The 21077-nt window shown below is 66.6% G+C and carries 18 protein-coding genes; 1 reads left to right on the top strand and 17 read right to left on the bottom strand.

The window, feature by feature from the left end:
• Nucleotides 1–8: 8 nt before the first annotated feature.
• Genes ACPFMA_RS14785 through ACPFMA_RS14725 form a run of 13 tightly spaced genes read right to left on the bottom strand, consistent with a single transcriptional unit; the run spans nt 9 to nt 15236 of the window.
• Nucleotides 9–1934 carry a hypothetical protein gene (locus ACPFMA_RS14785; RefSeq protein WP_425928077.1) on the bottom strand — a complete coding sequence of 642 codons (1926 nt, stop codon included), beginning with the start codon at nt 1932–1934 and terminating at the stop codon, nt 9–11.
• Nucleotides 1931–3238 carry a lipopolysaccharide biosynthesis protein gene (locus tag ACPFMA_RS14780; protein ID WP_425928076.1) on the bottom strand — a complete coding sequence of 436 codons (1308 nt, stop codon included), beginning with the start codon at nt 3236–3238 and terminating at the stop codon, nt 1931–1933. Before ACPFMA_RS14780 ends, ACPFMA_RS14785 begins: the two co-directional genes overlap by 4 nt.
• On the bottom strand, nt 3235–4236 hold the full coding sequence (locus ACPFMA_RS14775; RefSeq protein WP_064304767.1) for a polysaccharide deacetylase family protein: 1002 nt from the start codon (nt 4234–4236) through the stop codon (nt 3235–3237). Before ACPFMA_RS14775 ends, ACPFMA_RS14780 begins: the two co-directional genes overlap by 4 nt.
• Before the next feature lie 10 nt (nt 4237–4246).
• Nucleotides 4247–5383, bottom strand: a complete 1137-nt coding sequence (locus ACPFMA_RS14770; RefSeq protein ID WP_425928075.1) for a glycosyltransferase — start codon at nt 5381–5383, stop codon at nt 4247–4249.
• A complete protein-coding gene (locus tag ACPFMA_RS14765) occupies nt 5376–6341 on the bottom strand; it encodes a glycosyltransferase family 2 protein (protein WP_064304594.1) in 966 nt (321 codons plus the stop codon). The genes ACPFMA_RS14770 and ACPFMA_RS14765 overlap by 8 nt, the downstream gene beginning before the upstream one ends.
• Complete coding sequence (locus ACPFMA_RS14760) at nt 6338–7708, bottom strand: O-antigen ligase family protein (RefSeq protein WP_064304593.1); 1371 nt, start codon at nt 7706–7708, stop codon at nt 6338–6340. Before ACPFMA_RS14760 ends, ACPFMA_RS14765 begins: the two co-directional genes overlap by 4 nt.
• On the bottom strand, nt 7705–8826 hold the full coding sequence (locus tag ACPFMA_RS14755) for a glycosyltransferase family 4 protein (protein WP_420056423.1): 1122 nt from the start codon (nt 8824–8826) through the stop codon (nt 7705–7707). Before ACPFMA_RS14755 ends, ACPFMA_RS14760 begins: the two co-directional genes overlap by 4 nt.
• Nucleotides 8787–10352: a GumC family protein gene (locus tag ACPFMA_RS14750; RefSeq protein ID WP_420056424.1), complete on the bottom strand. Its 1566-nt coding sequence runs from the start codon at nt 10350–10352 to the stop codon at nt 8787–8789. The genes ACPFMA_RS14755 and ACPFMA_RS14750 overlap by 40 nt, the downstream gene beginning before the upstream one ends.
• Before the next feature lie 19 nt (nt 10353–10371).
• Nucleotides 10372–11400: a polysaccharide biosynthesis/export family protein gene (locus ACPFMA_RS14745; protein WP_425928074.1), complete on the bottom strand. Its 1029-nt coding sequence runs from the start codon at nt 11398–11400 to the stop codon at nt 10372–10374.
• A gap of 24 nt (nt 11401–11424) precedes the next feature.
• Nucleotides 11425–12072 (bottom strand): CpsD/CapB family tyrosine-protein kinase, encoded by a 648-nt coding sequence (locus ACPFMA_RS14740; RefSeq protein ID WP_279897532.1) that lies wholly within the window; start codon nt 12070–12072, stop codon nt 11425–11427.
• A gap of 1 nt (nt 12073) precedes the next feature.
• The gene (locus ACPFMA_RS14735; RefSeq protein ID WP_279897531.1) at nt 12074–12820 is read right to left on the bottom strand and encodes a sugar transferase; all 747 of its coding nucleotides are present in this window, start codon (nt 12818–12820) and stop codon (nt 12074–12076) included.
• Nucleotides 12817–13887 carry an NAD-dependent epimerase gene (locus ACPFMA_RS14730; protein ID WP_425928073.1) on the bottom strand — a complete coding sequence of 357 codons (1071 nt, stop codon included), beginning with the start codon at nt 13885–13887 and terminating at the stop codon, nt 12817–12819. The genes ACPFMA_RS14735 and ACPFMA_RS14730 overlap by 4 nt, the downstream gene beginning before the upstream one ends.
• Nucleotides 13884–15236, bottom strand: a complete 1353-nt coding sequence (locus ACPFMA_RS14725; RefSeq protein ID WP_064304586.1) for a UDP-glucose dehydrogenase family protein — start codon at nt 15234–15236, stop codon at nt 13884–13886. Before ACPFMA_RS14725 ends, ACPFMA_RS14730 begins: the two co-directional genes overlap by 4 nt.
• Before the next feature lie 395 nt (nt 15237–15631).
• Between ACPFMA_RS14725 and ACPFMA_RS14720 the strand changes: the two genes are divergently transcribed.
• Nucleotides 15632–17323: a sulfatase-like hydrolase/transferase gene (locus ACPFMA_RS14720; RefSeq protein ID WP_425928072.1), complete on the top strand. Its 1692-nt coding sequence runs from the start codon at nt 15632–15634 to the stop codon at nt 17321–17323.
• 82 nt (nt 17324–17405) lie between these two features.
• On the opposite strand, the gene ACPFMA_RS14715 is transcribed toward ACPFMA_RS14720, so the two are convergent.
• The 4 genes from ACPFMA_RS14715 to ACPFMA_RS14700 form a co-directional block, all read right to left on the bottom strand.
• The gene (locus ACPFMA_RS14715; protein ID WP_425928071.1) at nt 17406–18764 is read right to left on the bottom strand and encodes a CoA transferase; all 1359 of its coding nucleotides are present in this window, start codon (nt 18762–18764) and stop codon (nt 17406–17408) included.
• Between the two features lie 53 nt (nt 18765–18817).
• Nucleotides 18818–19231: a YbaN family protein gene (locus ACPFMA_RS14710; protein ID WP_064304583.1), complete on the bottom strand. Its 414-nt coding sequence runs from the start codon at nt 19229–19231 to the stop codon at nt 18818–18820.
• Nucleotides 19232–19287: 56 nt separating this feature from the next.
• A complete protein-coding gene (locus ACPFMA_RS14705) occupies nt 19288–19896 on the bottom strand; it encodes a biliverdin-producing heme oxygenase (protein WP_425928070.1) in 609 nt (202 codons plus the stop codon).
• A 197-nt stretch (nt 19897–20093) separates the two neighbouring features.
• Nucleotides 20094–21011, bottom strand: a complete 918-nt coding sequence (locus ACPFMA_RS14700) for a LysR substrate-binding domain-containing protein (RefSeq protein WP_064304581.1) — start codon at nt 21009–21011, stop codon at nt 20094–20096.
• Nucleotides 21012–21077 lie beyond the last annotated feature (66 nt).

The following is a 21077-nucleotide window of genomic DNA, read 5'->3' as shown; positions in this document are numbered from 1 at the left end:
CGTGCAGGTCACGACGCGTTCCAGCCCAGGGCAAAGATCGTCTGCCCCGGCAGCTCGAAGCCGATGCGCCCGCCGTGGCAGGCCGGTTCGGCCTTGCGTGGCTGGTGGTCGGGTCCGAAGAAGGTCAACTCGGTCTGTGTCGGGCACTGCCGGGCGCCGCTGTCGAAAAGCACTCGTTGCAGGCGTTCGCTCTTGTTCACCCCCAGCAGGCTGCGCCGCGAGTCGCGGGCCATGGCCAGGGCGTCCACCTCGAAGGCGTCGTTGTCCAGGTGCATTACCTGGTCCAGCCAGTGGCGCTGGATGAACTGCTGGGCCAGGCCCACCGGCTTGAGTTCGAATTGGCGTGGGCCCAGGACCCGCAGCATGCCCTTGGGGTAGTCCGGCTCGTCGGCGGCCTGGAACCAGTTGAGCATGTCCAGCAGGCCGTCGGCGCTGGCGTTGATCGCCACCGAGGCCCACCACAGCGCGCCCAGGTGTCCGTCCTGCTCGTAGAGGCTGAGGCTGGAGCCGCTGGACAGGTTGGTCTGGTCCAGCAGCAAGGCCTTGCGCGGTCGGCCCCGTTGGTCCAGGCCGACCAGCGCCGCGGCCTGGCGCACCTGGTCGCGGTAGGCGCGGGTGGCCAACAGGTCGCGCACCATCCATTCGTGCCAGGCCAGGGCGTCGATGCGCGGGCCGAACTCTTCCAGCAGGCGCCGCGCCCAGTCCAGCCCGCGGCGCTGCTCGCTGTGCTCGGCAGTGGGGCCATTGACCAGCCGCGAACTGGCCGGCAGGGCGATGCGCACGCCCGCTTCACGGGCCCCTGGATAGTCCTCGACCTGTTGCAGGCGCGCAGCGAAAAAAGCGCGGAAATCCGCGTAGGCCGGGTAATTGAGGTTGGGCTCGTCGGCAAAGGCAATGTAATGCCGACCGCTGCCGCCCAAGGCGACGCTGGTCGCCAGCCAGGCGTGCAGGCCGCGGCGGCTCACCGCGTCATCCTTGAGATCGGCCCGGCGTCCGGTGGCAGCGAGCAGGGTGATGTCATCCTCGATGCCGAAGCGCTGGCGATACAAACGCCGGAAGCCCGTCTCGAAATCAGGCTGTCGTGCCAATACATCGACGAAGCTATAGAATCCACCGGCCCGGGGCTTGAGGGCGTCGAGCAAGGCATGGCTGGACGGCGGGGGCAGCAGGTAGGGCAGGTTCAGCCCCAGTTTCGCGGTCGGCCCCAGTTGCGTGCTGCCCAGGCGCAGAGCGACAGTGCCGGGCTGTTCCTGCAAGGGCTGCAGGTCTTCGGGACGGCGTGCGAACAGGTTGGCGGTGCCATCCAGCCAGAAAGCCGCCTTGCCGCTGCCTTGCAGTTCCAGGCGCCAGACCTGCGCCCTGGCGCTGCGCGGCAGGCTGACCTGCTGGTACTGCCAGTAGGCCGGCTGTGGGGCCAGCAGCAGGTCCAGGCTTTGCCCATCTTCGAGCCGCACCGCACGCAGGCCGCTGACGCCGCCCTGGTACTTGCCCGCCAGCACCGCCGCTTCGCCGGGGCCGACGCGGAAATAGAAGAGGGTTCCGGCTTGCACCTGAAGGCTGAAATGCACCCTGGCCGGGGCGAACTGTGCCTGGGTGCTGTCGCTGAACGCTGGCTGGTAGCGGCGGAAGCTATAGCCGGGGATTTCCAGGCGATAGCTGCCACGCCCGGTGCTCAACGGCCATTGCTGCTGGCCACGGACCTCGCTGGCGGCGATGGCGCGTTGCGCTGCGAGGCGCCCGTGGCCATCGAGGAGGAACACCTGCTCCGGATTGGCTCCGGCCTGCCAGGCGCCGACCCAGTCCAGGCGCAGGGTGTCGTTGCGCGCTGGCGTCAGGTACAGCGCACCATCGCGGATATCCGGCCAGCGCAGTTGCGCGGCCTGGGTCAATGCGCTGCACAGGCACAGCGCGATCAGCACGCCGAGGCCTTTCATTGCGTGAGCCTCCCGGGCAGCCTGCGCCACAGCGGCACAAGGTCGCTAGGCAACACGATCAGCACACGCCACCAGGCCACGCCACTGAGCCGGCAATACAGCACCAGCATCGCCAGGGTCACCGCCAGGTAGGCGACCGACGAGGCCAGCCCGGCACCGACGATGCCGTAGCGAGGGATCAGCAGCACATTCAGGACCAGGTTCAGCGCGGCACCGGCGCCCATCATCAGCGACACGCTGCCGGGACGGTTCTTGCCCAACAGGTCCAGGCGCAGGATGCTGGCGTAGCACAGGCCGAACAGCCCCGGCAGCAACGCCAGCAGCGCCGGATAGGCCGGCTGGTAGGCGACACCGAACAGGGTGACGATCAGCCATTCGCCGATCAGCGCCATGCCCAAGCAGGCGCCGAGCATCACCGTGGCGGTCAGGCGCAGGGCCAGCGGGGTCAGGCGCTCCATGCCCGGGTCCTGTTGCAGCAGGCGCTTCATCAAGGGCGTGGTCACCGCCTCGGGAACGATCAGCAGCAATTCGGCGGCAGCGCTGGCCATGGCGTAGTGGCCGAGGGCGGCGCTGCCGAGCAGGGCGCTGACGAACAGGTAGTCCGAGCGCAGGATCACCTGCTGGAACAGCAGGTCGGGATGGCTCTTGGCGCTATAGGCCAGCAGCTCGCGCTGGCCGCTGCGGTCCCAGCACAGGCGCAGCCGGCGCCCGCGGCCGAGCCACAGCAGGCCGAGCACGGCCACCAGGCCCAGGCCCAGCAACCAGCTGGCCAGGGCGGCCGGCAGGGCCGCCTCGGGCCAGATCAGGTAGAAGGCGATGAACAGCAGCAACGGCGCCAGCGATTCGGTCAGGCGCAGGGCGTTGAAGGCGCCGACGCCTCCGGTGGCGTTGTGCAGGGTCAGCAGGCCGCTCTTCAGCACGCTCAACGGCACCGCCAGCAACAGCAGCCAGGCCAGCAAACCCAACTGTTCGGTGACTTCCAGTTCGATGCCCAGGCCTCGCAGCAGGCCCAGGCAGAACAGGGTCAGCAACCCCGCCAACAGGCAGCCGTAGACCAGCACCTGGGTCAGCAGCAGGCCGGGATCGCGTTGCTGCGCCGCTTGATAGCCGATCGCGCTGTTCAGCCCGCCACTGGTAGCGGCGGCGATCAGGTCCGGCAGGCTGCTGAGCAAGGCGAACAGGCCGCGTTCGCTGGGACCGAGCAGGCGCGCCAAAAGCACATTGCGCAGCAGGCGCAGGGCGATCATCGCCAGTTTGGTGGCCATGCTCAGCAGCAAATGGCGCACGTAGTGGCTACGGTTCATGGCCGGCCTGCCTGGCTGATGCGCCAGGCCAGCAGCGAGGGGCGGCTGGCATTGCGCTGGCTGACACCGATACGCGGCAGGGCCAGGGGATCCTCGCTGCCCAGGCACAACCCGGGACGAGTGCCCAAGGCCCAAGGATACTGGTGCGCGGCCAGGCGCTGGCGCACCCGCAGGTCATGGTCGCCATTGGGGTAGCAGTACACCGGCAGCGGATCGCGACAGCCGTTGCGCAGGGCGCGGTGGCTGCGGCTGATTTCTTCCTCCAGGCGATGTTCGTCCAGCCCCGGCAACAAGGCGTGGCTGGCGCCATGCGGACCGAAGCGGATCAGCCCGGAATCCTCCAGCTGGCGCACCTGCTGCCAGTTCAGGGCCTGGGGCAGGGACTCCGCCGGGCAGGCGTCGGTCAATAGCTGCAAGGCCGCTGGCGCCAGGCTTTTCAGGCTGTGCAGGTAGTACGCCAGGGCCAGGCTGCGGGCCCGCGGCGCGTCGTGCATGAAGTAGGCGGCCGGCAGCGGGCGTCCGACCCGGCGCAGCTTCTCGATCAGCAGGTGCCGTGCCGGCTCGCCATGGCTGCCCCAGAGGGTCTCGCCCAGGCTCTCCCACCAGAAGCGCTGGCGGCTGCCGATGTAGTCGGTGGACAGGAAGATGCTCGCCGGCATCTCGTAGCGCTGCAGCAGCGGGAAGGCGTGAAGGGCATTGTCGCGCCAGCCGTCATCGAAGGTCAGCGCCACCCGCGGGCGCTTGCCATGGCCCGGCCCTTGCAGCAGGTCCAGCAGCGGCAGGCAGTCGAAATGCCCGCGCAGCCAGCGCAGCAAGCGTTCGAAGGCCAGCGGCCCGACGCACAGCTCGTTGCGATGGGGCAGGGTGGCGGCGCGATCGTCCGGCAGTACGCGGTGCAGCATCAGGATCAGCCCGGCGTTCTGCAATTGGCGGCGGCCTTCCGGAGAGTTGAGGTAGATCCAGCCCCGGGCGCGCTTGAGCGTGGTCTTGATCGGCATGGTCATGGCCTCAGCGATTCTGCTCGGGGTTCCATTGGCGATAGCCCTGGCCGCGCAGGAATTGCCACAGCCCGACGCTCATCCCGGCACAGGTCACCAGTACGTAGGCCGCCAGGCGGAAGGGCCTGGGCAGGCGCCTGCCGGCATCCAGCAGGCCGATCAGGGCAATCCCGTAGCCGAGCAACTGCAGGGTGCAGGTCCACAGGTAGAAGGCGCCGCTATCCAGCAGGCACAGGTTGCTCAGCAACAGCGGCACCAGCAGCAGTGGCGCCAGGCGGCGCAGCAGCTTGTGGCTGATCAGGGCGATGGCGTACAGGCCGTGGCGGCTCGGGTCGAGCAACTGGCTGCGTGCGGCCAGGCTGCGCAAGCCGCCGACCGTGACCCGCTGGCGCCGGCGGAACTGCTTGCCGGGCTCGTCCACGCCGCAATCGAGCACCAGCGCCTCGGGCACATAGACGATGCGCTGGCCCGCCGCCGGGGCGCAGGTGCTGATAAAGAAGTCATCGTTGACCTGTTCGGGAATCGCCTCGTACAGCTCGCGGCGCAGCGCCAGCAAGGCACCGTCGGCGGACACCATGCAGCCGTTGCGGTTTTCCACGCGGCGCACCCAGCCTTCGTAATGCCGATACAGGCTATCGCCAAGGCTCAGGCCCTTGCCCGTGCGGGGAATGATCATCTGCCCGGCGCTACCGCCGACACCGGGCATGGCGAACGGCCGCAGCAAGTGACCGAGGGTGTCGTCGACCCATTGGTTGTCGGCATCGGTGAACACCAGGATCTCGCCCTGGCAGCGCTCGACCGCGATATTCAAGGCGGCGGCCTTGCCAATGCGCGGCAGGTCGAGGACCAGGATGCGCGGGTCGTCGATGCTGCGCGCGCAAGCGACGGTGCGATCACTGGAGCCGTCGCTGGCGACGATGATCTGCAGGCTGGCGCTGGCGTCTGCCTGGCTTAGCACGCTGCGCAGCTTCTGCGCGATATGCCGCTGCTCGTTATGCGCGGCGATCACCACGCTGACCGCCAGCGGGGGTGCCGAGCGCGCCTGGGGCTGGTGGCGAAAGGGCGCGAGCAGGCTCAGTACCAGCGGGTAGCCGAGCCAGGCATACAGCGGTAGCAACAGGCACGACCAGAAGATGAATTCAGCCACGGGCAGGCCTCCTTGCGGTGAGGTTGAACAGGCTCAGGACGAAGGCCATGCCGGCCAGGTGCAGGCGAATGAAATGCAGGCCCCAGAGCTGCGCCATCAAGCGTGGGTCGCGCTGCCTCAGGCTTTGCCGCAGGCTCAGGGCCAGGGCGGGCAGGCTGGCCAGCAGCACCAGCAGCAGGCCCAGGTGCGGAAAACCGTCGAGCAGCGCCGACAGGGCCATGGCATCCAGCGCCCAGGCGCCCAGGGACAGGGCCGGGAAGCGCAGCAAGCGCAGGCTGGCGCCATGGCTGCGCAGCAATTGCAAATGACTGCCCTGGCGCCACATCTCCTTGCCCAGCCATTCTTTCCAGCTGGCCTCGTAACCCCAATGCAGTACCACCGGATCGCGCAGCGCCACCAGGCGCGCGCCGGCCTGGTGCAGGCGCAGGGTGAAATCCTTGTCCTCGCCGCTGCGCAGGCCTTCGTTGAAGCCGCCGACCTTTGCGAACCAATGCCGTGGCATCAGCAGGTTGGGGCTGGGCAGCCATTGCCGCGGCTGCAGCAGCTCGCTGCTGCGCAAGGTGCGGCGCTGCCAGGCGATGGCGAACCAGGGCGCCTGCCGCGGGGTGTCGCAGTCGAGGGCGAAGACATCGCCACGGTCTTCGTCACTGAGTGCGAAAAGCCGCTCGAGCCAGGTATCCGGCACCTCGATATCGGCGTCGAGGAAGGCCAGCCATTCACTGTCGCACGCGGCCGCACCCCGGTTGCGCAGGGCACCGATGCTCAAGCCCGGCAGGCTCAGTACCTCGGCACCCAGGGCCCGGGCTATCTGCGGGCTGTCGTCGCTGGAGCCATTGTCGACCACGATGACGCGGCACATGGCTTCGGCCCTGCGCGCCGCCTCGTGCACGGCCCTGAGGGTGCGGCCGATATGCCGGCTTTCGTTGAACATCGGGATGACGATGGCGACCCGGCTCATGGCTGCGCCTCCAGCTGGCGGGACGCCTCGGCCCGGGCCCGCAGTACCGCGGACAGCGCGAGCATGATCCACAAGTACTTGTGGTTCGGCGCGCTGAGGAACATCAGGAACAACCCGATCGAGAGCATGCTCATGCTCAGGTGGGTGAGCAGGTCGGCGCGGGCCACATCATGCTGGCGCAGCCAGGCAGCGCGGGCTGCCCAGAAGTTGCGCAGGGCCAGGGCGATCATGCCGATGAACAGCAGCGCCCCGGGAATGCCGACTTCGCTGAACAGCTCAAGATAGGTGTTGTGCGCACGGCGATAGAGGTCGGTGATCTTGCGGTTCGCGGAGAACGCCTTGGCGTAGCCGGTATGGGCGTAATGCAGGGGGAAGGTGCCGGGGCCGGAGCCGAACACCGGGTTCTCGCGGATCATCCGGCTGCCAACGACGATATAGGAGGCGCGGCGGCCCAGGGAATCGTCCTCGTAGGCATTGACCCCGGACTTGAGCACGCTCAGCGACTGGATGCGCTCGATGTACTTGGCCGGCATCACCGCCACCGCCGTGGGCAGCAGTATGGCCAGGGCCAGCATGACCAGCCCGAGGTGGCGCGGGCGGATCCGCGTCAGTTGCACCCGGTAGTGGTACAGGCCGATGCCCAGGCTGATCAGCAATACCACCAGGCCGGAGCGCGATTCGGTGCGTGTCATGCCGGCCAGCAAGAGCCCGGCGCACAGCAGCCACAGTGCCTTTTCGGCAAGGCGCGGTGCATTGAGCAGCAACCAGATGGTCAATGGCACGGCGAAGGCGATGAGCATGGCGAATACGTTGGGGTCGTCCAGCAACCCGGCGGCGCGGCCCTGGTCCTGGTATTTGCTGGAATACATGGCCAGCAGGCAGGTGGTGGCGACGCTAAGGGAAACCAGCCGGGCCAGCACCGGCAGGCTGACTTCGCGCCCGACCAGCAGGGTCATGACGAACAGCAGCAAGCCGATCAGCAACTCGCGCAGGTGCTGCGCCGACAGCAGCCAGTCGTCGCTGAGCCAGAAACTCAAGCCATAGCAGGCCAGGAAACCCAGCAGCAAGGGCCACAGGTTGCTGCGCAGGCGCAGGCCGTCCAGCTTGCCGCTGGCCAGTTGCAGGACCAGCACCAGGGCCAGTGCTGCACCCACCAGCTTGGCCGCCGACAGGTCGCTGTCCTTGAACAGGCCTTCGAACGGCACCAGGGCGACGATGGCCAGCAGGCCCCAGGCCGGGCGCCGCCACAGCGCCAGGATCGCGCCCAGGGCCAGCACCGCGCCCGGCGCCAGGTAAGGCCAGGGGCTGATGAGCAGGGCCACGGCGACAAGGCCGAACAGCCCGATCAGGGAAAGAGGCAGGATCATGCGCGGACCTCCGTTGCGGTGCCCAGATAGACCTGGGCCCAGCGCTGGGCCAGGGTGGGCAGGTGATAGCGCTCGCGCTGGGTACGCCGGGCCTGGGCGATCAGCTCGCCGGCCTGGGCCGGGTCGTCGATCAGCGCGGCCAATTGCGCGGCCAGCTCGTCCACGGCCAGCGGCCGGGCCAGCAGGCCGCTGCGCCCGTGTTCGATCACATCGGGGATCCCGCCGACGCCGAAGGCCACCACCGGAACCCCGTCCTGCATGGCTTCGAGCAGGATCATCGGCGTGCCCTCGGTGCGCGAGCTGATCACCAGGGCGTCGAGCCGGCCCATCCACGGGCGCATGTCCTGCTGGAAGCCGGGCAGCAGAATGCGCTCGCCCAGCCCGGCGGCGGCGATCCGTGCGCGCAGGGCCGGCAGCTCGGGGCCGTCGCCGAGCATCACCGCATGCAAGTGCGGATAACGCCGGCACAGCGGGATCAGGGTATCGAGGAACAGGTCGGGGCCTTTCTCGCTGCTCAGGCGCCCCACGTAGCCGGCCAGCCATTGACCGTGATGAGGCGCATGGCGCAGTGGCTGCGCGGTGTCCGGCAGGCCGTTGGGGATCACCCGGATCTTGCTGCTGGCAACCCCGGCGTCACGCAGGATCCGGGCGATACTTTCGGCCACGCATACCACCTTGCTCACCAGCGGCGAACGGCACAGGCGCAGGGTCAGCCAGGTGTACAGGCGCTGCTTGCGATTGTGCGGGGTGAAGCCATGCTGGGTGGCCAGCAGCGGCACGCCCCACAGCAGCGCAGCCAGGCAACCGAACAGCAGGCCACGAAAGTTGTGGGCGTTGAGCAGCGGTTTCGCCCGCCGCCCACGGCCGATTTCGCCGAGCAGCCCCGCCACCCCGGTGCAACGCTGGCAGTCCACCCCGGCGCGGCGAAAGCGCGCCAGCAATTCATCCGGTGCTTCGAGAAACAACACCCGATGCTGCCCTGGCGTGGCCAGGCAGTGGTCCAGCAGCATGCGCTCGGCGCCGTAGAACCCACCGCTGTTGAGCAGGTGGATGATCGGCTGGCGCGGGGCCGCGGCGTTCAATTGCGCACCCAGTGCCACAGCCGCGGCAGCGACCATTGCCGGTGCGGGTTGGGCAGTTCCGGGGTCTGGTCGTTGATTACCAGCAGCACCGGCAGGTTCAGCTCCTGGCCGATCTGTGCCGGATGTTTGAAGCGGTGGTCGAAGAACTCACGGACATACACCAGGGCGATCGCGAACAGCAGCCCGGTGAGCATGCCGAACGGCACGATCAGCAGCGGCCTGGGGAAGGCGGCTTCGGTGGGCTGGTAGGGCGCGCTGAGGATGCGTGCGTTGGACAGGTTGTCCAGCTGGCCCTGGCCGCGGCTTTCTTCATAGCGCTGGGTGTAGGTGAAGAAGGCCTTGTGCAGGGCATCGATCTCGGTGTCGAGCTGGCGCGCCTTGCTCTGGGTTTCCTGCAACTGGTGGATGCGGCCTTTCAGCTCGCCGATGCGCGCGGTTTTCTGCGCGATCACTTCCTGGACCACGGTCAGGTCCTTCTCGCGCTCGCTGATGCGGTTGGACACCACCTTGAGGAATTGCTGGCGGGTGCGGGTGATCTGCTCGCGTTGCAGTTGCATGGGCTCGCTGCCGGGCTGGAAGATCGCCGTGTCATTGCCGTAGCGCGATACCTGGGTGGTCAATTGCTCGCCCAGTTGCTTGATCTCGCGATCCTCGAAGGCGATGTTGTCCACCGTGGTGGTGAAGGTGAACGGGAAGGCGTAGTCGCTCATCTTCGCCGAGCTGGCGCTGGCCAGGGCCGACTTCAGGTAGTCGAGCCAGCGCTGGCTTTGCAGCAGGCGGTCACGGTACTGGTTGAGGTCCTGTTCCTCGGTGTTGATCGCGTTCAGGCGGAAGGTGATTTCCTCCTTCGGATCGGACGAACCGTTGGCCTCCAGCAAGCCAAGGCGCTTGCTTTCCAGGTCATCGAGGCGGGTCTGGTACTGGAGTTTCTTCTGTTCATAGAAGGACTCCGGCAGCTCGTTGGATTGCAGGTCCTGGCGGTTCTTCAGGTAGTTGTCCAGCAGGCGCGCGACAAAGGCGGTGCCCTGGGCCGGGTCGGCGAAGCTGTAGTTCACCGAGATCACGTTGGAACCGGGCAGGGTATCGACCTTGAGGTTTTTCACCGCCTGGTCGGTCAGGGCATCCAGTTCGCTGTCGCCGGCCGCCTGCACGCGCAGGCCGAGGGCGGTGCGCATCGGGTCGATGACCCGGGCGTGCAGCGGAGCGAGCACCCAGCGCTCCAGCATGCCCGGCTCCGCACTGTACTTGCCTTCGCTGCGCAGCTGGCTGATGGTCTGGCGGATCAGGGTCGGCGAGCGCAGGATATTGCTCTCGGTTTCCATGTCGGCCAGCGACGGCGGGATGAACTTGTCGGTTTCCTGGGCCAGTGCGGTGTTGGTGTCGCTCTGCGACAGTTTTTTCGACTGGACGATCACCTCGGCGCCGATATCGAAGCTCTGGCGCAGCACCAACGGCAACAGCAGCGCGATCACCGCAAAGGCCAGGAAGATGCGCTTCACCCACTGCCGGTTGGCGAAGAAGATGCGGAAGAACTCGTGCAGGTAATTCTCTTTGGGATTCATGTCGCGATACTCCCGAAGGTCAGTTGGAGCCGCCCTTGTTGTCGAGGCGGTAGCTGAAACTCACACCGAAGCCCTGGAACAGCACCACGTCGGCCAGTTGCCGGGCCAGTTCGCCGGCGCTGGCGAGCTTGGTCTTGGGCACGTAGAGCATGTCGTCCGGTTGCAGGTAGGCGACCTGCTGGGCGCTGGCGTCCAGGGCCTGGTCGATGTTGTAGGGCACCGCCGTCACCTGGTTGCCCTTGCGCCGCATGATCATCACCGAGTCCAGGCGGGCCTTGATGCTGGGGCCGCGGGCCAGGGTCAGGGCCTCGAGCACCGAGACCGGGCGGCGGATCGGATAAGCCCCTGGTGCGCCGACTTCACCCAGCACGTAGATCTCGTTCACCGCCGTGGACTTGAGCATTACGTCCACGCTCATCTTCCCCGGCAGCTCGGCATAGCGCTTGTTCAGGTAGGCTTCCAGCTGGCTCACGGTCATGCCCTGCAGGGCCACCGAGCCGACTTCGGGGAAGTTCGCGCGGCCGTCGCTGTTCACCGTGATTTCCCGGCTCAGGCCGGTGGCCGGGTGGTTCAGGGCGTTCTTAAGGTTCTGCTCGTTGGTCAGCGGGCTGATCACCTGCACGGTCAACTGGTCGCGGTTGGGCTGGAACAGGCTCTTGTTGCGGTAGGCCTGCTGGATCGCGGCGCGGGCCTGGTCGGAGGTAAGCCCGGCGACCTGTACCGAGGTGTTGGCCGCCGGCAGCTCGATACGGCCGTCGGGCAGCACCAGCTGGTTGCCGTTCAGCGAACTGGCGGAGAGAAAGTTGAGCCCGATGGTATCGCCGGGCTGGATGCGGTAGGCATCGGTGCCGCTGGTGGCGATATGGAAGATCACGTCCAGCACGTCCTGCGGCCGCAGTACCTGCTCCTGGCTTTCCAGCTCGGTGGCTTGGGCGCCGGCGGCCGGTGCGGTCATGATCTGCACCGGCATCTGGTGCATTTCCTGGTTACTGCTGCAGGCCGCCAGCAGCGGGACCAGGGCGAACAGGGCGATCAGGGGAGTGTTCATGTCGTTGTCCCTCGCACGGTCGGCTCAAAGGTTGTTGTAGAGCCACTTGGGCATGTAGTACCGGCGCCGGTTGAAGACGCTGCCGATCAGCAGCGCCCCGGCCTGGACCAGGCGCTGGCTGGCGGCCTGGGCCACTTCGCGGCGGGTGTCGTCGGCGTCGATGACCAGGATCACCCCGTCCACCAGTGGCCCGAGCACCAGGCTGTCGGCCCCGGCGTAGACCGCCTCGCCGTCGATCACCACGAAGCGGTAGTCGTTGGCCAGCCTGCGCAGTAGCACGCGCAGCATTTCCGGATCGAGCCGTGCACCGCCGCGCTTGTGCAGCCCGCAGGGCAGCAGGTCGAAGCTCTGGTCGGACAGGCGCACGATGCAGTCCTGGGGCAGCGGCGGGGTCTGGTCGTCGAACAGCAGGTCGCGCAAGCCGCGCAACTTGCCCAGGCCCAGTTGCTGGCTGAGGTTGTCGGGAGCGTTGCTGGCATCGATCAGCAACACCGTGCCACCGCTCATCTGCGCCAATTGCTTGGCGACGGCCAGGGCGCTGGTGCTGGTGCCGGCACCGCTGTTGGCGGCGGTGAGCAACAGCAGGCGTCGATTCTGGTCGAGCACGGTGGAGGTCAGGTTGGTTTCGCTTGGGGTCGCGATACTCATGCTTCTTGAAGTAGAACCGTCCATCTCAACTTGCTCCGTGGCCAGTGAAGACTTTGAAGGGGGTCTTGAGCAGGATCTTCAGGTCCAGGCTCAGGCTCTGTTCGGCGATGTAGCTGAGGTCAAGCTCGACCCGCTGGTCGAAGTCGATGTCGCTGCGCCCGGAGATCTGCCAGAGTCCGGTCATGCCGGGGTAGATGCTCAGGCGGGCGAGGTGGCTGTCCTTGTAGCGGTAGGCGTTGAACGAGGTAGGTCGGGGTCCCACCAAACGCATCTCGCCGCGCACCACATTGAACAGGTTGGGCAACTCGTCGAGGCTGCTGCGCCGGAGCCAGCGGCCGATCCGGGTTACCCGCGGGTCATCGTCGATCTTGAAGTCGATGGAGTGGGCACCGTGCTTGTTCAGGTGCCTCAGGGATTCTTTCAACGCCTCGGCCTCGGCGACCATGGTGCGGAACTTGTACATGCCGAAGCAGCGCCCGCGGTAACCGGTGCGCCGCTGCACGAAGAACACCGGCCCCGGGCCGCTGGCCTTGACCAGCACCGCGAGCACCAGCAGCAGCGGCGCCAGAAGGATGATCAGGAGCACCGCACCGACGGCGGCGACACAGCGGTTGGTCCGCGACAGGGTCCAGGGCCGGCCGCCGATGCGCCCGGTGAACCAGCCACGGCCCTGCTTGTGCACCGCCGAATCGATGCGCATGCGGTGCTTGGGGTCCATCCGCTTGTCTTCTTGCAGCGCCTGTACCTGGGCGCTTTGCGGTTGTCCGGTCATGACGACCTCCGTTGCTCTGCGGGCGTGGCCCGGTGGATCTGCGCTGGCGTCCCGAGCAGCGGCAGGTAGTGGTCGAGGAACCAGGCGGCGAAGCGCTCGAGCCCTTCATCCAGGGAGATCAGCGGGCTGTAGCCGGTGGCGAAGGCGAGGTCGCTGGCGTCGGCGCAGGTGTCGAGCACATCGCCCGGTTGCAGCGGCAGCAGCTCGATGTGCGCCTTGCGCCCCAGGTGCTTCTCCAGCAGCGCGACGTAGTCGAGCAGGGCCACCGGGCGTTGCCCACCGATGTTGTACAGGCGCCAGGGCGCGTGGCTGCTGGCCGGGTCCGGGTGCAGGGCATCCCAGTCCGGATTGGCCGTCGGCGCCAGGGGTATCAGGCGCACCAGGCTTTCGACGATGTCGTCGATGCAGGTGAAGTCGCGCTGGTGCCGGCCGTGGTTGAACAGGCGCAGCGGTTGGCCTTCATGGATGGCGGTGGCGAACTGGATCGGCGACATGTCGGGCCGGCCCCAGGGGCCGTACACGGTAAAGAAGCGCAGACCGGTTGCGGCGATGCCGAACAGGTGGCTGTAGCAGTGGGCCATGGCCTCGTTGGCCTTCTTACTCGCGGCGTACAGCGACAGCGGGTGGTCGACGCCGTCGCGTACCGAATAGGGCACCCGGCGGTTGGCGCCGTAAACCGAGCTGGACGAGGCGAACAGCAGGTGTTGCACCGGATGGCGGCGGCAGCATTCGAGGATATTGAGGAAACCGGCGATATTGCTGTCCAGGTAGGCCCGGGGATTGTCCAGGGAATAGCGCACCCCGGCCTGGGCGGCCAGGTGCACGACGATCTCGGGGCGCTCGCTGGCGAACAGGCGCTCCAGGCCCTCGGCATCGTTGAGGTCGAGAATACGCGGGGCGAAGTCCCCGGCCTGCTGGCGTACCCAGTCGACCCGGGCCACCTTCAACGCCGGGTTGTAATAGGCATTGAAATTGTCCAGGCCGATCACCTGGTGGCCATCGCGCAGCAGGCGCAGCGCGCAATGGGCACCGATGAAGCCGGCGGCGCCGGTCATCAGGACTTTCATGGCGCCGGAACCTCGGGCACGACATGGCGCAGGCCGATGCCGCAATAGTCCAGGCCGAAGGTGGCGACCTGGTCGGGGTTGTACAGGTTGCGGCCGTCGATGATCAGGCGCTGGCGCAGCTTTCTCGCCAGCAGGGTGAAGTCCACCACGCGAAAGTTTTTCCATTCGGTGCAGATCACCAGGGCATCGGCGTCTTCCAGGGTATCGTCGCGGGTCGCGCAGAGGTGCAGGTCCTTGCGGTAGCCGTAAAGGCGCCGGCATTCGGCCATGGCTTCCGGGTCGAAGGCATGCACCGTCGCGCCCTCGGCCCACAGCGCTTCCATCAGGTAGCGGCTGGGCGCCTCGCGCATGTCGTCGGTATTGGGCTTGAAGGCCAGCCCCCAGAGCGCTACCGACCTACCGGCCAGGCTCCCGGGAAAATGCTGCTTGAGCTTGGCGAAGAGGATCTGCCGCTGGCTGTCGTTGATTTCGCTGACGCTCTGCAGCAGGCGCAGTGGCATGCCGTTGTGCTCGGCGGTGTGCAGCAGGGCGCGCAGGTCCTTGGGGAAGCACGAGCCGCCGAAGCCGCAGCCGGGGTAGATGAAGTGATAGCCGATGCGCGGATCGGAGCCGATGCCCTTGCGTACTGCCTCGATATCGGCACCAAGGCGCTCGGTGAGGTTGGCCAGCTCGTTCATGAAGCTGATGCGCGTGGCGAGCATCGCGTTGGCGGCGTACTTGGTCAGCTCGGCGCTGCGGTTGTCCATGAACATGAGCTTTTCATGGTTGCGGCAGAAGGGCGCGTAGAGTTCGGTGAGCTGGTCCTGGGCATCGGCGTCGCAGGTGCCGACGATGATCCGGTCGGGGCGCAGGCAGTCGGCGAGGGCGCTGCCCTCCTTGAGGAATTCCGGGTTGGACACCACCCGCACCTTCAGGCCCAGCTTGCCCAGGCGATCGAGTTGTTCGCGGGCCAGTTGCGCCACCTGGTCGGCGGTACCCACCGGCACCGTGGACTTGATGATCAGGGTACGGTCGCTGTCCATCAGTTCGGTGATCTGCCGGGTGACGCCGAGCACATGGGAAAGGTCGGCGGAACCGTCCTCGTCGGGCGGTGTGCCGACAGCGATGAAGATCAGTTCACCGTGGTTTACCGCATCGCTGGCCTGGGTGCTGAACAGCAGGCGGCCATCGCGGATATTGTCCTCGAGCAGGGCCGACAGCCCGGGCTCATGGATCGGCGGCACGCCCTGGCGAAGCTGGCTGATCTTGTGGCTATCGACATCCACGCACAGCACCCGATGGCCGACATCCGCCAGGGCGGCTGCCTGGACCAGACCCACGTAACCCGTACCGAACACACTCACGTCCATTCCGGCGGCCTCGCATGACGTAATGGGGATGTAACAGCGATGTGTGTTGGGTATAGCGCAGGCTGCGGAAAAAGTGTCAAGGGAATGGCATGTTTCGCTTAACTTACGTCGCCTGATGCATGGGTCGTTTTGCCATCAATCCCTTTCAATCCGCGCCTTTGCGTCAGAAAGGTGCTGCAGCGTCATCGATCAGTTTCTCGATAAACGGTCGAAAGCCGCGCCATGAAAGGCTTTCAGAGGTTGCAGGGTAAGCCGCTGGCGACGCTTTCCTTAGTGTTAATCCCTATTTTTCGGCGCCAAAAAATCGCCATTTATTTGGCAGTCGATAGCTGGAAAGTCCTTCGCTGGCTGGCTACCCTTCGAAAATCCCCGGTGTGGCAAAGGCGGACTCACCCATGCGCGCATATCTCAAGGGCTTGCTGTTGCTGGGTTACCTGGCCTGTTTTCACGATGCGGTGCTTGAGCGCCTGCAGGCCTTGGGCATGAGTCCGGCGCTGGTGCTCTATGCCGGGGTGTTCCTAGTGCTGGCGCTGGGTTTATGGCTGGCCGCGCAGATCCGCCAGGGTGCATTGCGCTGGTTGCTGGCCATGGTGTTCTTCGCCAGTGCGGTGTTCTTCGATGCCTACACCCGGATCACTGCCAGCTACCTGACCTACAGCTCGTTCATCTCGATGGTCTATTCCGGCGGTTTCATCCAGGAAGCGCTGGTGCAGTACCAGGATGCGATCGTCCTGGCGCTGGCCCGGGGCTTCTTGCTGCTGCTCGGTGTCGGCCTGCGTCCCGGCGCCCGACCGCGCGTGCCCCGTGGGCTACCGTGGGCAGCGCCGCTGTTCGGCCTGTTGCTGCTGACAGCGATCCTGTTCGTCCGTGCCGGGGAGGGCGCGCGCGGGTTGCCGGTGATGTACACGCCATTGGCCTATCTCAACCTGCTGGTCTACGAAACCCTGCACGACCACGTCGGGGCGCGCCAGCCGGTGAGCCTGGCGCGCAGCGGTCCGCCCATGGCCCGGGACATCGTGCTGCTGATCGACGAAAGCGTGTCCGGCAATTATCTCGACCTCAACACCGCCCATGGCGTGCCAACCCCGCTGACCCAGCCGCACCCGGGGCTGAAGATCTTCAACTTCGGCTACGCTGCGTCCATCGCCAACTGCAGCGCCGACACCAATGTCACCCTGCGCTACGGCGGCACCCGCGCCGACTACCTGCGGATCAACTCGACCCAGCCGTCGATCTGGCAGTACGCCCACCAGGCCGGCATGCAGACCGTCTACATCGACGCCCAGCGCACCGGCGGCAACCTGCAGAACCTGATGAGCGAAACCGAAAAGCGCGATATCGACCGTTTCATCCAGTTCGACGACACACCGGTGCAGCAGCGCGACATGGCGGTCGCGCAACAATTGGTGGAGCTGCTCGGCGACGGCCGGCCGCAATTGATCCTGGTCAACAAGGTCGGCGCGCATTTTCCGGTGCACGACAAATACCCGGACGACTTCCTGCTCTGGCGCCCGGCCTTGCCTCGCGGGCAATACGCCGATATTGCCGATACCGGGCGCCGCGATGGCTTCGCCGGCAGCCCGCAGGACTGGGTGCTGTACCGTAATGCCTACCGCAACACCCTGGCGTGGAATGTCGGTGAGTTCTTCAAACGCCTGCTGGCCCGGGCCGATCTCGACCAGGCGGTGCTGCTCTACACCTCGGACCACGGGCAGGACCTGCACGAGCGCGGCAACCCGGGGCTGAACACCCACTGCGACAGCGATCCGGTGATGGAGGAAGGGCTGGTGCCGCTGGTGGTGATCCAGGGCGAGCACGTCAAGGCGCCGGACTGGTCGGCGCACCTGGCGCAGAACCGCGACCGGTCGAGTCACTACAACCTGTTCCCGACCCTGCTGCAATTGCTCGGCTATGACGCGGCCCAGGTGCAGGCGGCCTACGGGCGGCCATTGAGCGTGGCGACGGAGGACGAGTTCAGTTTCAACACACGGTTCAATGCGCGGCTGGGCGCGAGTCCGGTGTTCAAGCGGATCGATCTGGGGCAGGTGGTGGTGCCGGTGGACACGGTGATCGGGAGTCGGGAGTGAGGGTGTTCTTTCGGGCCTCATCGCTGGCAAGCCAGCTCCCACACTGTGGAAGCTGGCTTGCCAGCGATGAGGCCGGGATGATTTACCAACAAGCCTCGGCCGAGCCCAGTTCCGAAGCTCCTCGCTCCCAATGCAACTCCGCCCCCACCACCTGCAACGGCGCTTGCAGCCTCTGCGCCGGGCCCCAGGGTGTGTGCTCCCGCCACAGTCCCAGGTCCGCCGTGGTCTCTGCGGCGAGAGGCAGGTCGTCCGGCATGGTGCCTTGTTCCACCAGCCATTTCGCTGTCCTGGCCAGGGACAACCGCGCCATCGCCCCTTGTCCCGTGGCCAGGCGCTGCGCCAGCCCGCGCACTGCGGCCGCCGCCATCAGGTAGCCGGTCGCATGATCCAGCGCCTGTACCGGCAAGGGCACCGGCCGGCTGGCTTGCTGCCAGCGCATGCCAGCATGGGCGATACCCGTGCTCATCTGCACCAGGCTGTCGAAGCCGCGGCGCAACTGCCACGGGCCGCTCCAGCCGTAGGCATTGAGGCTGACATCCACCAGTGCCGGATTGAGTAGCCGGCGCTGCTCGTCGCCATAACCCAGGCGCTCGAGCGCGTCGGCGCGGTAGCCGTGGACGAGGATGTCGGCCTGGGCCAGCAGGCGCTCGAAGATCTTGCGGTCGTCGAAATTGCGCAGGTCGAGGCGGGCGCAGCGCTTGCCGAGGGTGACTTCCGCGACCACCGCAGGCTCGTTCCAGTCCGGCGGGTCGATGCGCAGCACCTCGGCGCCGAAACCGGCAAGCAGGCGGGTGGCAATCGGGCCGGCGAGAATCCGGGTGAGGTCCAGTACCCGCACGCCGGCCAGCGGTCGCTCGGTGTTGCCCGACCAGTTGCGCGAGCCGTCGGCGTCCAGCCGTTGGCGGCGGATCAGCGGCTCGGCATTTACCGCCCGGCCCTGGGGATGATCCGACCACTGCTGCCAACCGAGCATCTGCGCTGCGCAGCCACCGCTTTCGACGATGGCCTGTTCCAGTTCCTGGGCCGACCAGGCCAGTACCCGCCGGGCCATGGCCTGGCGATCGGTGGCGGGGCCGAGCACGGCTTCGGCGATCAGGCGATGGTGCGCGGCGTTGGTGTGCAGGCGGATCCAGCCGTCGCGGGTCTGGTAATCGCCGGCGATGGCATCCCACTTGGGTGGCAACTCCCAGCCTTGCGGGCGCAGGCTCGACTCGAACCACATGGCGGCCAGGCGCCTGTCCACCTGGACCTGGCGGCATTCCCCGGCCTGCTGCTCGATCAGTGCCGCCACGGCCAACCCGGCGGCAGCGACGCTGACCCCGGCCATCTCGGTCACGGCGAAGGCCGACGGCAGGCTGCCGGGCGTGGAAAAACGCACCGCGCCGTCCTGCGGGCGTGGCAGGTCGAGGTCATGGGCGATGGCGCCGAGCATGTTCAGCATCGTTGTCCTCCTGGGGTCGAAGGAGACAAGTGAAGTTAATCAGCGCACGCAGGTCAAATACCGCTCGGCTTGGCGGCGGTGGCGGGGAGGGCTTCGGGGCGCGACCAGATCCACAGGTTGCCCAGGGTCATGCCGCCGATCGCCAGCCATACCGGCCAGTGGTGCTCAAGAAACACCAGCATCAGGGTGGCACATAACAGCATGCTGAGCGTGGCGCTGACCTTGGCCCGGCGCTGGATCACCTTGCCGTTACGCCAGTTGTGTAGTATCGGCCCGAACAGCCGGTGGTTTTCCAGCCAGGCGCTGAGGCGCGGCGAGCTGCGGGTCGCGGCCCAGGCGGCGAGGAGGATGAATTCGGTGGTCGGCAGGCCGGGCACGACGATCGCCACCAGGCCGATGCCCAGGCTCACGTAGGCCAGCAGGCCATAGAGCACGCGGGAAAGCTTCGAGGAAGAGGGTCGGGTCATGGGGTTTGTCGACTGCACGGGGAAATCCGGCCGTCATGATGACGGCCGGAGCATGATCAGGCCAGTTCGGCTTTAGGCGCAGTGGCGTAGGCATGCTTGAGCAGCGCGGTGAAGCGCTCGAAGGCGGCGACCGCGCCCTGTTCGGCGGCGGCTTCTTCCTCGGCGCTCAGTTCCAGACTGTCGAGGATGCGGCAGAACTGCTTCCAGCCCTCGGCACGGCCGCCGGCCGGCTCGCCCAGGTGGCGGGCGCCGAAGTTTTCGTTCAGCTCCAGGGCCACGGCGCGCTTGATCAGGAACGCGGCGCCGAGCTTGGAGCCTTCGGAGACGAAGATCCAGCCCATGGCCTGGGCGATGCCCGGATTCTGCAGGGCGCCGGGGAAGTCGGCAGGGACTTCGGTGTCGAGGTCGGCCAGGTCCAGGCGGGCCTGTTCGGCGCGGCAGCGCTGGGCCAGGTCGGGAACGATGGCGATCAGCCGTGGGTCGGTGTACAGCGCCTTGAGTTCGTTCTGGAACAGGTACTGGGCAACGACGAAGCGAGCGAAGTTTTCACGGGTTTCGAAAGGCGCGTGGGACTTCACCAGCGCGTCCAGCTCGCTATGCGGCGCATGGGTGATCTGGTTCAGGCGCTGCGAGCGCAGGCTGGCGCGTTCGGTGTTGGCGGTCATCGGGAATTCCTTGCGTGTGGGACGGGCCTTGTAACTAGACGTGCAAGATGACGCGCGACAGTAAAAAAACCTCACCCGCATTCGCGCAAATCTTTTGACTGGCATACGCGTACCCTGTGGGAGCGGGTTCACCCGCGATGCGGTAGTGACTTCACCATGGCAATCGCGGGTAAACCCGCTCCCACAGGGTTTTGCGTTCAGCCGAAAGCCCGGGCCTCTTCCACCAGCCAGTCATGCACCGCCCGGGCACTCGGGTGCGCCAGGGTCCCGGCGCTGTACAACAGCACGTAACGCTTGTGATTAGGTACCGGAGCTCCGAAGGGCACGATCAAGGTCCCCCGTTCCAGCTCGTCGTTAAGCAGCGTACGCCGGGCAATCGCCACGCCGATTCCGGCAATCGCCGCTTCGATGGTCAGGTGGTTGCGGTTGAAGGTGTGCCCGCGCCGCACATCCAGGCCGCCGGCGCCGATCGCTTCGAGATAGAACTCCCATTCGGCGTATTCCGAACTGCCGCGCCAGGCGGTGATGTCATGCAGCAGCGGGTAGTGCACCAGGTCGTTCGGCCCGTGCAGCGGCGGGCGGCCGCGGAGCAGGGCGGGGGAGCAGACCGGGAAGATTTCCTCGTCCAGCAACGGCGTCGAGTACATCCCCGGATAGCTGCCGTCGTTGAGGTCGATGGCCAGGTCGAAGTCCCCTTCGTGCAGGGCCTGGTTGCTGTCCTCGGCCACCAGGCGCAACTGGATGTCCGGGAAGCGCTGTTGCAGGCGCGGCAACCGCGGAGTCAGCCATTTGGCCAGGAACGAGGGAATCGAGCGCAAACGCAGGGTGCCGCGGATCTCCCCGGCATCCAGGCGCAGCAGCTCGGCTTCGATGCTGCCGTAGGCCTCGTGTACGGTCACGGCCAGGCGCTGGCCTTCGGCGCTCAGTTCCACGCCCCGGGCCCGGCGCAGGAACAGGCGAAAGCCCAGGCGCTCTTCCAGCTGACGGATCTGCTGGCTCACCGCACCGGGGGTGATATGCAGTTCCTCGGCGCAACGGGTAAACGACAGGTGCCGCGCCGCGCAGGAAAACACATGCAACCAGACATACATCTGGCCATTCATCGATCGCCGCATCGTTTAGTCCTGCTAAAGCCTTGGTTAGAAAGTTTCGTTGGTAGTAGGAAATTTCGCAGGGCAGTA

The organism is Pseudomonas sp. NyZ201 (genome assembly GCF_049860765.1).
In the GTDB taxonomy this organism is placed as follows: Bacteria; Pseudomonadota; Gammaproteobacteria; order Pseudomonadales; family Pseudomonadaceae; genus Aquipseudomonas; species Aquipseudomonas bharatica.
Note: the sequence above shows the minus strand (reverse complement) of the source record. Positions and strands in the feature narration are given on the sequence as shown.

Bases quoted from the DNA above. Each gene is read 5' to 3' on its own strand.
- ACPFMA_RS14715 (WP_425928071.1), bottom strand. From the start codon at position 18,764: ATGCTGAACATGCTCGGCGCCATCGCCCATGACCTCGACCTGCCACGC.
- ACPFMA_RS14760 (WP_064304593.1), bottom strand. From the start codon at position 7,708: ATGATCCTGCCTCTTTCCCTGATCGGGCTGTTCGGCCTTGTCGCCGTG.
- ACPFMA_RS14785 (WP_425928077.1), bottom strand. From the start codon at position 1,934: ATGAAAGGCCTCGGCGTGCTGATCGCGCTGTGCCTGTGCAGCGCATTG.
- ACPFMA_RS14765 (WP_064304594.1), bottom strand. From the start codon at position 6,341: ATGAGCCGGGTCGCCATCGTCATCCCGATGTTCAACGAAAGCCGGCAT.
- ACPFMA_RS14750 (WP_420056424.1), bottom strand. From the start codon at position 10,352: ATGAATCCCAAAGAGAATTACCTGCACGAGTTCTTCCGCATCTTCTTC.
- ACPFMA_RS14775 (WP_064304767.1), bottom strand. From the start codon at position 4,236: ATGCCGATCAAGACCACGCTCAAGCGCGCCCGGGGCTGGATCTACCTC.
- ACPFMA_RS14725 (WP_064304586.1), bottom strand. From the start codon at position 15,236: ATGGACGTGAGTGTGTTCGGTACGGGTTACGTGGGTCTGGTCCAGGCA.
- ACPFMA_RS14755 (WP_420056423.1), bottom strand. From the start codon at position 8,826: ATGGTCGCTGCCGCGGCTGTGGCACTGGGTGCGCAATTGAACGCCGCG.
- ACPFMA_RS14700 (WP_064304581.1), bottom strand. From the start codon at position 21,011: ATGCGGCGATCGATGAATGGCCAGATGTATGTCTGGTTGCATGTGTTT.
- ACPFMA_RS14730 (WP_425928073.1), bottom strand. From the start codon at position 13,887: ATGAAAGTCCTGATGACCGGCGCCGCCGGCTTCATCGGTGCCCATTGC.
- ACPFMA_RS14740 (WP_279897532.1), bottom strand. From the start codon at position 12,072: ATGGACGGTTCTACTTCAAGAAGCATGAGTATCGCGACCCCAAGCGAA.
- ACPFMA_RS14735 (WP_279897531.1), bottom strand. From the start codon at position 12,820: ATGACCGGACAACCGCAAAGCGCCCAGGTACAGGCGCTGCAAGAAGAC.
- ACPFMA_RS14710 (WP_064304583.1), bottom strand. From the start codon at position 19,231: ATGACCCGACCCTCTTCCTCGAAGCTTTCCCGCGTGCTCTATGGCCTG.
- ACPFMA_RS14705 (WP_425928070.1), bottom strand. From the start codon at position 19,896: ATGACCGCCAACACCGAACGCGCCAGCCTGCGCTCGCAGCGCCTGAAC.
- ACPFMA_RS14780 (WP_425928076.1), bottom strand. From the start codon at position 3,238: ATGAACCGTAGCCACTACGTGCGCCATTTGCTGCTGAGCATGGCCACC.
- ACPFMA_RS14720 (WP_425928072.1), top strand. From the start codon at position 15,632: ATGCGCGCATATCTCAAGGGCTTGCTGTTGCTGGGTTACCTGGCCTGT.
- ACPFMA_RS14745 (WP_425928074.1), bottom strand. From the start codon at position 11,400: ATGAACACTCCCCTGATCGCCCTGTTCGCCCTGGTCCCGCTGCTGGCG.